The sequence below is a fragment of the Pedobacter sp. BS3 genome (genome assembly GCF_008274585.1).
GTDB lineage: Bacteria > Bacteroidota > Bacteroidia > Sphingobacteriales > Sphingobacteriaceae > Hufsiella_A.
The window spans coordinates 661,636-674,420 of record NZ_VTRT01000001.1 but is presented as its reverse complement, the minus strand read 5'-3'; the positions used below and the strand labels follow the sequence as shown (position 1 = coordinate 674,420).

The 12,785-nt window shown below is 42.0% G+C and carries 8 protein-coding genes; 1 reads left to right on the top strand and 7 read right to left on the bottom strand.

Annotation, left to right across the window (positions count from 1 at the left end; translation table 11 throughout):
- The gene (locus FW774_RS02920; RefSeq protein WP_242457685.1) at positions 1 to 1,152 is read right to left on the bottom strand and encodes a glycoside hydrolase family 26 protein; all 1,152 of its coding nucleotides are present in this window, start codon (positions 1,150 to 1,152) and stop codon (positions 1 to 3) included.
- A gap of 218 nt (positions 1,153 to 1,370) precedes the next feature.
- Here FW774_RS02920 and FW774_RS02915 point away from each other — a divergent pair, with 218 nt between their 5' ends.
- Entirely contained in the window at positions 1,371 to 2,249 is an 879-nt protein-coding gene (locus FW774_RS02915; RefSeq protein WP_149346648.1) for an AraC family transcriptional regulator, read from the top strand.
- Positions 2,250 to 2,783: 534 nt separating this feature from the next.
- On the opposite strand, the gene FW774_RS02910 is transcribed toward FW774_RS02915, so the two are convergent.
- The 6 genes from FW774_RS02910 to FW774_RS02885 all read right to left on the bottom strand — a co-directional run bounded on the left by FW774_RS02910 (position 2,784) and on the right by FW774_RS02885 (position 12,778).
- Entirely contained in the window at positions 2,784 to 3,812 is a 1,029-nt protein-coding gene (locus tag FW774_RS02910; protein ID WP_149346647.1) for an IPT/TIG domain-containing protein, read from the bottom strand.
- Between the two features lie 17 nt (positions 3,813 to 3,829).
- The gene (locus FW774_RS02905; RefSeq protein ID WP_149346646.1) at positions 3,830 to 5,458 is read right to left on the bottom strand and encodes a RagB/SusD family nutrient uptake outer membrane protein; all 1,629 of its coding nucleotides are present in this window, start codon (positions 5,456 to 5,458) and stop codon (positions 3,830 to 3,832) included.
- Positions 5,459 to 5,469: 11 nt separating this feature from the next.
- On the bottom strand, positions 5,470 to 8,601 hold the full coding sequence (locus FW774_RS02900; protein ID WP_149346645.1) for a SusC/RagA family TonB-linked outer membrane protein: 3,132 nt from the start codon (positions 8,599 to 8,601) through the stop codon (positions 5,470 to 5,472).
- Positions 8,602 to 9,080: 479 nt separating this feature from the next.
- Complete coding sequence (locus FW774_RS02895; protein ID WP_149346644.1) at positions 9,081 to 10,433, bottom strand: T9SS type A sorting domain-containing protein; 1,353 nt, start codon at positions 10,431 to 10,433, stop codon at positions 9,081 to 9,083.
- A 121-nt stretch (positions 10,434 to 10,554) separates the two neighbouring features.
- Positions 10,555 to 11,394 (bottom strand): endonuclease/exonuclease/phosphatase family protein, encoded by an 840-nt coding sequence (locus FW774_RS02890; RefSeq protein ID WP_149346643.1) that lies wholly within the window; start codon positions 11,392 to 11,394, stop codon positions 10,555 to 10,557.
- 175 nt (positions 11,395 to 11,569) lie between these two features.
- Positions 11,570 to 12,778 (bottom strand): BT_3987 domain-containing protein, encoded by a 1,209-nt coding sequence (locus FW774_RS02885; protein ID WP_149346642.1) that lies wholly within the window; start codon positions 12,776 to 12,778, stop codon positions 11,570 to 11,572.
- Positions 12,779 to 12,785: the final 7 nt, after the last annotated feature.

Here is a 12,785-nt window from a genome sequence, read left to right as displayed (position 1 = left end):
TTATTGGTATAGCTTTAATTTGCCTGTTTCTTTCAGGAACAGCATTTTCCCTGACCGGTAAAACTGCCTGAAGTCTTCGGCAGATGCCTGACCCTGATACGGTGCATAATAATGCATTTTATTTTCTGAATTGAGTCCGTGGTTTCTCCAAACCAGCACGTAAGCTATCGGGAAATTTTTGATAGCCGGGAACAGGGTTTGTGTCCACCAGGTGTCATCGGGGAGTGCTTCGAAACCAGTTTCCGCTAAAGCGGCAGGCTTATTTTTCCGCTTAGATACGGCTGTTAAGACCATTAAATTATCCTTTAATTGCTCCTGGAACTGAAGCGAGGATTTTTTCAGCGCAGCTTTCGAAGCGTTAGCTGCAGCAAACTGGTACACATCAAAGCTCACAATATCCGCGTAATTGTTTCCGGGATAACGCTCTAAAAATTCGGCTTCATCCTTAAAGCTGTTGGTATTGAATACATAGATAAGATGATGAAGATTTTTCTTATTCATGAGATAATCTACCGTAAAACGCCACAGGGTAATGTATTCCTCTTTAGTGCAGTGGGTTTCCCCCCACCAAAACCAGGCTCCGTTCAACTCATGAAACGGGCGAAACAGCACCGGAATATAAACTCCCTGGTCTGTTTTAAGGCTTTCTAAAAAGCCTGCGACCCGGTCTAACCAGAGCAGGTATTTTTGATGCGCTTTGCCATTGGGCAATATGCTGGCAACGGCTTTTGTGGTGTCCCAGGCTTGCCCCAAACTCACGGGATTATCCAAATGCCAGCTTATAGTGTTAATGCCTCCCCGCCCGTAAACTTCCCTGATGTAGTTTCTGATACTATCAAATGGTACGTTATCCAGGTTTTCCTTTTTGTCGTGTTCTATACCGCCGATGTCCCAGCCGAAAACAGCAGGATAATCGTTCACAACATCTTTTACGTCACTTCTGCCGGGTTCATATTTCCAGTTTACGCCATAAGCCAAATCATCCTGATGCCCGAACATAATGCCTTTTTTAGTAACGGTATGAAGATTTTTGTACAGCGCTTTGGTTTCTTTCGAGGCTTTTTTATCTATGGGCTGTGCAATAACGTCAGCGGTGAACGATTGCATTGTCATATATAGTACCGTTAAAAAACAAAGCGTTCTGATGGTCATTCTCTTCTGGTTTATAATTATCCAATAATAGCTACAAAGGTTCGGTCTGATATAATACTTTTTTAACCTTTTAATTTGTTTTTTTGTCCTAATTGACCTGTTTAAAGATTATAAAATGGCGAATAGCCCTTCATAAACATATTTTATTTTTTGCTAAAATATCCTACAGGTATTATATTTATTTATCTTTTTAATTAGTTAAAGCTACTATTCACTTTATGAATAATCCGGCCATTACCAAAGAAATTACTCCCTTAACCCAAAATGATTGCTTCACGCTGTTTTCACGGGTAAAAAAGGAATTTAACTTCCCCCTGCATTATCATGAGGAGTTTGAGCTGAACCTAATTGTGAATGCCCAAGGCGCCAAAAGAATTGTAGGCGACCACATCGAGGTAATTGACGACATGGAACTGGTTTTAGTGGGCCCGAATCTTCCTCATGCCTGGTTTACACATGAGTGTAAAAGCGAGTGCATCACCGAAATCACCATACAGTGGCACAGGGACCTTATTGATGAAAAGCTGCTCAAAAGAAACCAGCTTCATTTTATGAAGAAGATGTTCGAAAGAAGCGCAAAAGGCATCACTTTTTCACGTGAAACCATAGAAAGCATTGCCCCGAGAATACTTTCGCTGGATAAGAAAAGTGGGTTTGATTCGGTTATTTCTTTGCTGCTTATTCTCCACGATTTATCAACCAGCAGAGGAATGTCTTCGCTTTCGGATGCGGGCTTTACTGAGGCCAACGTTTCATACAGCAGCCGCCGGATAGATAAGGCGTTTGATTATATGAATACCAATTACGACAAACCGATTGTTTTAAAGGATGTGGCGAAGCTGGTTAATATGACCGAGGTTTCTTTTTCCCGGTTTATCAAGAAACGGACGGGCGTAACCTTTATTGATAGTTTGAATGAAATACGCCTGGGACACGCCACCCGGATGTTAATTGAAACCACGCATACCATTGCCGAAATTTCCTACAACTGCGGATTTAACAACATCTCTAACTTTAACCGGATTTTTAAAAAGAAAAAAGGTTGCACGCCAACCGAGTTCAGGCAGGATTACAGCGGAACACGGATTTTTATATAAATCTGAGTTCGATTAATAATCCTGCTCAAAACAGGACTAACAAAGATTATTCATTAGGGTTTTATGGTTTTCCAATGGCATTCATGAGCTCGCTTTGCTCGGTTATTCATTGTTTTTTTATGTTTTTAGTGGTATTCATGAGCTCACTTCGTTCGGTTGCTTCGTCCTATCGTCCTCGCAAAGACGAAAATAGGAGCGTCATTGCGAACCGAAGCGTGGAAAATGTGTGCAGGGGTGAAGCAATCTGTTAATAATCAGTTAAATATTAATCGAACTCAGGTTATATAAGGGAAGGTAGCTCGAAAGTTCTTCGGGATCGTCGAAATGACGGTGCTATTTTACTTTTGAGCTACCTTCTTGTTCCCTGGTACTACCAACGCCCCGGTTTGTGTCTCCACGAGCCAGTATCAGAGAAGTTTCGTGAAGACACGAAACCTGGCCGAAGCCAGAGGCTTAAGTGTAAAACGGACGAAGCTGGAGCTTCGCCCGATCGCTAATCTTTATTCATCGAATTTACACTAATCCAATTCGCTTTTACATCAGCACAATATCATCAACGTACATGGTATGTGTTTTTCCTGAAAACTCTTTGATTTCTATGTAATTCAAAGTGGCCAGGTTGCCGAATTGAGATAGCGGGATTTCATAAGTAATCCATTTACCCGATTCGGTAATGGTTATATCCTTATAGCCTGTAGATGAACTGTTGTTCAGAAACACCCTTATTTTTTTGCCTACAGATTCAGCTTCTCCATACACAGAGAATTTTAAGGAGCTATAGCCGGTTAAGCTCATAGCCGTGTTCTTTTTAAGCCTGAAACCTCCCCATGCGGTAGTATAAAGTACTTTTATAGCTGATGTGCCTCTTAAAACCGGCGATGGGGCCTGTACTACCTGGTAACCTGCACTGTAGAGACTATAAATCCAATCAGAAGCCAGGGCATCTGTATATACAATATATTTAAACCCAAAAATGCCCGAAGATTGCACCTGACCGCTGGTAGTTTGTACGCTGATATAACCATACGAAACAGACGGCACCTTAATTTTAATTTCTGTAGGTGTAGACGATACTACCTCCGCATCGGCATCGCCGATTTTAACGTTTACAAGATTAATGAAATTCAATCCTGCTATGGTTACAATATCTCCGGGGTCGCCTACCGCGGGGGAAATATTATTAATAACCGGCGCAGGCTGCTTAATCTGAAACTGATACGTTACCGTTCCGTATTTGGTGTATACGGTGATGGGATTATTCAACACATCGGGCAATATATCCGGTATTTTAACGGTTATGGTGCTATCGTCCGCGTAAAATAAAGAATCTGCTGCCAGAACGCCATTGAAATCTATCTTACTGGTTGTTGACAGGCCCGAACCTTTTATAATAATCCAATCGCCAAAGTCGCAGAAGGTTAACGCGGTACCCCGGTCGGTTAAATTGGTAACGGACGAGACTTGCGGAGGTGCTGTATTTTCCTTTGACACTTCGTTTTTTTTGCAGGAAAACAGCATAGCTAAAGCAAATATGCTTATCACTACTGGTTTTAGATTTTTCATGTTCAATCTTTTTAAAATTACCAGAACTTATTATTTTCATGAATTGCTTTGTTAGAAAGCATTTCGCCAATTGGAATAGGGAAGAGCAGATGTTTTTCTGTTCTTACCTTCGAGATGTTATCCTGCCCGGTTCCTATTTTATTCATTACCTGTAAGTAAATTCCCCAACGCAATAAATCAAACCTCCTGATGCCTTCAAACACAAATTCACGAGCCCGTTCTGCCAGCACGAAACTTCTGAACTCTTCCTGGTTGAGGCCGGATACCGTACTGGCATGCGCACGACTCCTTATTTCATTTAAATAGGTATATGCATCGTCAGATGGGGTAGTGCTCAGCTCATTTTCCGCCTCGGCAGCTATCAGGTAAACTTCCGAATAGCGCAATAACGGGATATAGGCATCGCTGTTGGCTATGGTTTGGTCGGCTACATCTTCATACTTAATTACGTACGCCCGGTCGTCTGTTGTGCCGTTGTTGTTATAGGTAACGCCGCCAACAACTTTATAGGTGGCAGCTTCCCATGAGGGATAATAATACCGTGTTCCGGTAGTACTCTGATAGTTGTGCTTTACACCTTCCAATACCCTTAAATCAGTGGCTTCGTAATCTTTGTAATGATTGTTGGTAAACCAAACAGCGCCCCGGCCAAAGGTAGAATATGCCGAAAAATAAGCGTTAATGTTGTTGGTAAACAAATCGGTTCCGGCCAGGGATTGCAGCTCCCACATGTGCTCTTTTTTGTTCCTGTTTTCTTTACTCCATATTTCTTTCCACGAATTGGTAAAAAGCGAATATTCATTATCGTGCAACAGCTCTACGGCTTTATCCCTGGCAAGTTTAAAATACTCCCTGCTGTCTAAACCTTCAAGTCCGGCCACCACACTTTTGGTATAGGTGTAAATGTCGTTGTTTTGCCCGCCGCGTACGCTTATCTGGACGTTGGACAAAGATCCCGAAGCCATGGTAAGATAAACCTTGGCTAAAAACGCTTTGGCTACACCTCTTTTCACTCTTCCCGGTTCCCCGGATTTTGGATTTCCTTCCGGCAAAAGCAATTCTTCCGCTTTTTTAAAGTCGGAAATAATGAATTCATAAACCTCTTTCACCGGAGACTTGGGCACATCGGGGTTAGGGTCGGCGGAAAGCGATTTATCTCTTAACGGGATTTCACCATAAAGCTGAACCAGCTGAAAATAAGCCCATCCCCGCAGGCAATACGCTTCGCCGATAATCCTGTTTTTTATGTCGGGATCTATATTCTCCGTGATGTTGCTTACATTTTCTATCACCACGTTTGCCCGTGATATTAAGGAGTAAAATCCTACCCAGGGACCGTCTACGCCCCAATATCCCTGAAAGTTACCCGCACCTGAAGTGCCCAGGAACCAATCCGCACCAGATACATGGTCATCGTCCAGCATGGTCATATTCCATATCGGCTGCTTGTATAAATCCCATGAATACAGCACATTATAAACTCCGTTTATCGCAATTTTCGCATCACTTTCATTCTTGTAAAAATTATTCGGCGACAAAAAAGAATATGGTTTTTCTTCTAACGCTTTTTTACAAGAGGTGACCGTTGTTACCGCCAGCGTTGCAATAACAAATGTCTTTATCGTATTTTTAAATAATGTTCTCATAACAATTTGTTTTAAAAGCCGCAACGTATTGACAAATTATAAGTCCGTGAATTAGGATAACCGCCCAGGTCTACTCCAAACAGGGCCGGGTTGGTTCCGTAGCTGTTCATTTCGGGATCATATCCTGAGTAGTTGGTGAATGTATACAGGTTGCTTACACCAAAGGTTATTTTTGCTGATGAGATTCCTTTGATGAGATGCTTTGGCAACGTATATCCCAAGGCAAGATTTTTGATCCGTACAAAACTGCCGTCTTCAACAAATCTTCTGGAGAAATAAATTGTCCGCCAGAACTGCCTCATCGCTTTGGGCCAGGTTGCGTTCGAGTTATCCTGTCCGTCTTTCCAGGAACCGTCAAGCATGGCTTTAGGAACATTTTTCTGTGTACCGATATTAGCATTGAAACGGGTATTCATGTTAATGATATCATTCCCCTGAACACCATTAATGAAAACAGAAAGGTCGAAACTTTTATACCTGAAATTATTGGTGAAGCCAAACGTGTATTTGGGATTCACGTCGCCGATAAAGGTTCTGTCGCTTGTAGATAATGCTGTAGGGTCGCCGTCAAAATCTTTGTATTTAATTTCACCGATGGTTCTCCTGATAATTTCATCGCCCTGGTTGGTATATAACAGCGAGTTTCTCACTTCGGCCTCGTTATCGTAATAACCGTCTTCCACATAACCGTAAATAGCGCCTATCGGATGACCTATCGTTTGGATAAACGGTTGGTCACCGGTTGAAATATTAGTAGCGTATTGTTCGGTAGGCCCGCCTAAATCGAGTATCTTGTTGCGGTTAAACGCGATATTAAACGCCGATTTCCATTCAAAATTCCCACGGCTTAATACACGCCCGTCTATGGCGATTTCCAACCCTTTGTTCTCAATAGACCCTGAGTTGCGCAGTTGTCGCTCAAAACCTGTGGACGACGGCGTAGTAACATATTGCAGCAAGTCATCGGTTTGTTTTTTGTACAGATCAACGTGTAAGTTGACGCGGCTTTTCAGCACGCTTACATCCAAACCGAGGTTATATGACGTAGTGGTTTCCCATTTCAATTCGGAATTGGCCGGACCTGAATAAAAATCGTCTGCCAAACCGCTTTGCAGGTTTCCGTCAAACGGATAATTGTATACGGTAAGCTTTGAAAGCGATGAATAAGCGCCAATACCCTGGTTACCTGTTTGACCGTAACTTAACCGCAGTGCTAAATCGTCAATGGTTTTGGAATCGCTAAGGAATGGCTCTTTGTTGATTTTCCAGGCAAAGGCTGCCGAAGGGAAGCCGGCCCATTTGTTGTTATCGCCGAATTTGCTGGAACCGTCTGCCCGGTAAGAGAACGTAAACAGGTACCGGTCGTCAAAAGCGTAATTTAATCTTCCCAGGAAAGAGATCAGCGTAGAAGCTGATTTGGCGCCTTTGATGGGCATTACCTGTTCTGCCGATTCTAAATTTTCATTTTGCAATAAATCGTTAGGAAACGTTTTTCCTTCGGCACGTTTCCATTGCGAATGGGACGATTCATACGTAGAAGCTCCCACTACATTAAAGCTGTGCTTTCTAACTGTTTTATCGAACGTTAAAATGCTTTCTGAGACAATGCTTGAGTATTGATTATCTGATTTCAAACCCCAGCCTTTTGATGCGAAGCCTTCATAAACTGTTCTCGGATAATATTGATCCCTGTTGCCCGATCCATAATTGATGCCGACATTCTGCCTGAATTTCAAGGATTTTAAAATGGCTGCCTCTACATAATTGGAAGAAAATATGTTATATGAATTTACCCGGTTCAGCACATCGTTGGTATATATTACGGGGTTTGTTATAAAATAAGAGTCTCCCGAATCGCTGTATTGCTCTATTTCCGTTATGGTTGCCGGAAAGGAGGTAGCCGACCTGATTACGCCGGCGCTTGCCGCATCCGATTTATCGGTACCTGTTTTTACGCCATTGGTAATATTATTCGATACGGATGTGCTGGTTCCTACCTTAAATATTTTACCAAGATTTCTGTTCAGGTTTAAGCTCAACCCCAATCGCCGGTAATCTGAATTGTTAATAATTCCATCCTGGTTCAGGTAATTAAATGAAATGCGATGGTTTCCAGCATCGGTAGCGCCTGAGATATTGACGTTATATTGCTGAGTGACACCTCTCCTGAAAATCTGATCCTGCCAGTTGGTATGCACATTCTCGTAAAGTGAAAGGTCGGGATATCTTAAATTATAGCTGGTTCCATCGTATTTATTGGCGGTTTCATAAGAAAGATTCTGAAATTGCGCATACTCATAAGGCGTAAGCACTCTTATGGTTTTAGATACGTTTGCCGTTCCCACATTAACGGATAGCTCTACTTTATCTTTTCCGAGTTTTCCTTTTCTGGTAGTTATCAGTACCACGCCGTTAGCGCCCCTGGAACCATAAATAGCTGTCGCTGAAGCATCTTTCAGCACATCGATACTTTCTATATCGTTCGGGTCTAAAAACGACATCACATTGTTGGTTTGCTTTTCATCTTCACCAATAGATTGTGGTGTAGCATCGCTGTTGCTGGCATTAAAGGGCACTCCGTCAATAACGTACAGCGGCTCTGTGCCGCCCAGGAATGAATTGGCTCCCCTGATTTTAATGCTCAGTCCTGCTCCCGGAGCGCCGTCATTTTGCGTTACGTTTACCCCGGCCAGCTTGCCCTGCATAGCCGATAATATATTTCCCGGGTTTTCCCTGTTCAAATCCTGGTAACTCAGGCTTTGTACCGCACCGGTTAAATCGGCCTTTTTAACCGTTCCGTAGCCAATAACCACCACATCTTCCAGTTGTTGGTCTACCGGTTTAAGGGTTACGTTAATAATTTGCTGGTTTCCGACTATACGTTCCTGGGTTTGCATTCCCAAAAAAGTAAACACCAATACGGTCGTATTTTCAGACACCCTGACCGTATATTTTCCATCGGCATCCGTTAATGTGCCCGAAGCACTACCTTTAACAGAAACAGATGTTCCCGCCAGGGGAATCCCTTCTGAATCTGTTACTGTTCCTCTGACAACCTTGTTTGGTGAATTCTGTGCAAATACCTGAATTCCCCCGGTCAGCAATCCTGCCGATAGCAGGAAAATCTGTAGAATTTTTAACATAATCTATACCTGGTTAGTTGACCCAAAGATGGAAAGTATTCACGCTCATTTATAATATTTTTTTGACTAATACTTGTTAAATTATGACATTGATATACAGACATAATGTAGCAGAGGTTGCTATAATAGCTATTTTCGGAGATATAGAGATAATACTATTTTAACACAAATTTGGCATTAAATAAAGTGCAGACACTTAAAACAGCCTTGCTTTCATTAAAATCTGGCAAAACCTTTATATCAGCGGGTGTGCTAAAAAAATACCCGGAAGATAGTCCTTCCGGGTATTTTTTCACAGTAACTTCTCTGAATAAATCCTAACGCAACGGTTCGTGTCTTCACGAACCGGTATAAAGGGAAGCTTCGTGAAGACACGAAGCTTGGCCTGAGCCTCATTTGTTATTCAAATCTCCTCTGAATTAAATCAAAGAAGATTTGTTTATGCTGACAGCAATATTTTGATTCTTTTTGTGCGGAGATTACTGCGGCATAAACTTCACAGCATACTTTTTACCGGCTATAGCCGCCGTTGCAATATAAACGCCTGCAGATAAGTTTGCCGGAATGGTATACTGATTATTGCCCTTTTCCAGGCTAATATTCTGAGTCGCGATTTTTTTACCGTTTACATCGGTTACCTGTAGCTTGCCGCGACCAGCCTGAGGCGAGTAAACCGAAATTTCAATATGCTGCGTGTTACTCCGCCCTGTAGCCCTTATCTGCGGCTGACTAAATTCGATATTTACAGGGATAATTTTAGAAAGTTCTGATTTACCATTGAAATCTACCTGCCGCAACTGGTAATAAGATATACCGGGCAAAGGATTATTATCTGTAAAATTATAAGTATTCATTTCGGAGGTAGTACCGTTTCCCTGTACCATACCAATGGCTTGAAAAGCCTCTCCGTCAGAACGTAGCACTTCAAAATGCGAATTGTTGGTTTCTGATGCTGTTGACCACGATAAGCGTACCGCGTTTTGCTGCTTTTGCGCAGTGAACGAGGTGAGCTTTATGGGAAGTATATTTGCACCTGTACCACTTTCAATATCAGCAAGTGTAGAAGTTGAACTTAATGTAATTAATGTGGCACTCCTTGGAGCATCCCAATGGTTGGTTGTAAGATTATATACACCTCCCAGCATATAAAAATGATTGTCATCTGTAGTTGCCTTAGGGCCAATTAAGATTGTATTACTACCCATACCAAATTTGGGCTGACCCGGATCAGGGTCATAAAGATCATTTTTAGGAACCAGGTAGCCATTGCCACTGCTTGTAATATAGGCATTACCAATATTATCTCCATAAAATACTGCATCTAACGGCACAGTTGTTCCATCTATTAAAGTGCCTGAAAAAACAGCAATGCCGCAAGCTGAATTTTTAGCCTGTGGCAAAAAACCTGCGGTGGCATTTACACCCATGCCATCATCTCCTGTTTCATCTCCCGTGCTTTTTACACGTATCCATTTTGCTGAGCTGATACCGGTGCTCCCCGCTCCGTTAATTAGTTTTTTTGTATTGCCTACATAAAAATAATCACCTTTATTAACGGTACCGCTGGTTAAATTAAACTTATAGGTTAAACTTGCACCGGCTGCCCAGCCTAAGGCGCTTGGTGTTCCCCCGCTTATTTCCCCTGCAACAACAGCATACGGAGTAGCAGCAAAATCTATATCCTGGGTTGCCCTCAATTGAATATACTCATATCCACCTCCCGCTGGTGCATCAGTTCCGGGGGGCTCAACTAAAAAGCCGGTAATAATAATTTGTGCATCTAACCGGTACATCATGGTTACCAGTAATGATATAACTAATAGCTTTTTCATAATTTAATTTTAAGGTTTATATGAATTGATAATACAATAAATGCCCTGCTGCACCATAAAGTACAGTCCAGAAGCCCGAAAGCTCTTTACAAGCTTCCGGGGCTCTTTTCATAGGCCAATGCTAAAACTTAAGCTCTATCTCTGCAGTTAATGGCAAATGGTCAGAAGCGTATGTTTCATTTACTGTTCGGAGATTTAATACTTTGAATTTCTCCAGGGGTTTATACATGATATAATCAATTGTACGATCTGGTTTAGTAGCCGGAAAAGTTAACAGGCAATTATTGACACATGTTGGCGTAAGCGTTTGTTTTAATATCTCTATCGGTTGAGAACTGGGTTGGGCATTCCAATCACCGGCTATTATTAACGGGATAGAAAGCTGGTTTATAATTTTTACCAGCTCATTAGCCTGAAGAATACGGTTCGCGTCCTCTGCGGTATGATCTAAATGTGTTGCGGCAAAATGGAATTTACGGCCTTCTTTTTCTACGGTGATCATGGCTACAGAACGGGGTTCAAATCCAGATCCTGTTGTGGGAAGTACGTAACGGGTACTCTCCAGGATCGGGAACCGTGATAAAACAGCATCGCCATATTCGCCACCCTGGTAATCCATTGCTTTAGTAAAAAAGTAATACATGCCGGTAAGTTTCCCAAGTTCTTTTGCCTGGTCAACAGTTACACCAGAGCGCTGGGTTTTATTGTCCACTTCGCTTAACGCTACCAGGTCAGGTTTTTCAATATTAATTACACTTGCAATGGCCGACAAATCACGGTAATTAGCAGGTTTACTTGGCGGATTGCCGATATGTATGTTATACGACATTACTTTAACTATAAGCCCCTTATTTACCGGCGGTTTTACCGGATCTTTAGGTGCTTCTTTGGCTTTATTGCAAGCACATGTCAGCAATAATATAACTGTTAATTTTATGGTATTACCTAAAACACTTTTCATAACTGCACGCTATTTTTAAGAATTAGCTTTAAGGGGCTGACTAAAAAGCTCTCGTCATCCCGAGACGTAGTCGAGGGATCTCCACCAGAAGTACTTAGGCAGAAGATTTCTCCTCCTAAGGTCGTCGAAATGACGATGCTTTTTGACTTTTTGGTCAGCCCCAAATTCAATTTATTTAATAAAACATCTGTAATTGCACAATTACAGGTAAATGTGTACTAACTGATGAACCTGCCACTGTATAATCTAATACCCTGAAGCTGGCCGATGGCTTAAACATGATATAATCTGAATTGGTGGCCGGAGCACTTGCCGGGTAATTGGCCGGACACGTGGTACACGGAAAGCTAAACTGCGTTGCCATTTGTACATACGTATCGCCTGTTACAGGCTTATCATTGAAATTTCCAGCCAGGATTACCGGAATATCTGTATATGCACTCATAATATTCAATAAAGCAGGCGTTTGAGTACTTCTGTATGTTGCGTTAGCATTGAGATGGGTTCCGGCAAAAACCAGTTTATGCGTATCATTTACCTGTACGGTAATAATAGCAAGAGGACCTTTTTCTGCCGGAGTAGTAGGCAGTTGATAGGCTGCACTATCTACAATGGGAAATTTTGAATAAACCACACATCCATATTTACCTCCCTGATAATCCAGTCCGTTGGCAAAAGCATAATATGGCATCCCTATTAATTTGGATAAGATTGCCGGCTGATCGGTATTACCATTACGGGTAGTTCCTTTATCTATTTCACGTACCAGTAGTAAATCCGGATTAACGGTATTAATTGAAGCAGCCAAAGCATTCATGTCGTTATAGCCGCTACCTTTTCCATACGACATCACTTTCAGACTTATACCATCCCGCTGGGCTTCAACCAGAAAATAAGAGGTTCTTAGATTCTCGTTTACTGGTAAATTACCACTTACCTGTTCAATACTTACCGGCAGTAAATACTGCTTAAATGCTTCCAGGCTTCCGGCCGTTTTTATTTTGATTTTTAAGGGCGCCGTTTTTAGCTCTCCCTTTTTAATGGTGGCCGATGTAGTTTGCAGCTCATAACTTCCCTGGGGCATTACCGCATAATCAGTTCCGTTTTTGGTGTTAAAGTCCTGTACCAGACTGTTGTCTACCTTAAAACTAACTTCGATATCATTTCCAGGATAATCTGTTCCGCCATAGGCAGCACCGTAGATAATGGTTTGTAGGGTATCAGCCATTACAAATGTGCGCTTTGCCGGAGCATCTGTTGCCTGTGGCATATAAATTTTTACGTAATCGCCCGGATTAGCTATATCCGTATTGTATTTACAGGTGTACAAGAAAAGCCCTGCAAACATTATTAAAGCGATGTATAACAATGATTTTATCTTCATGACGTCA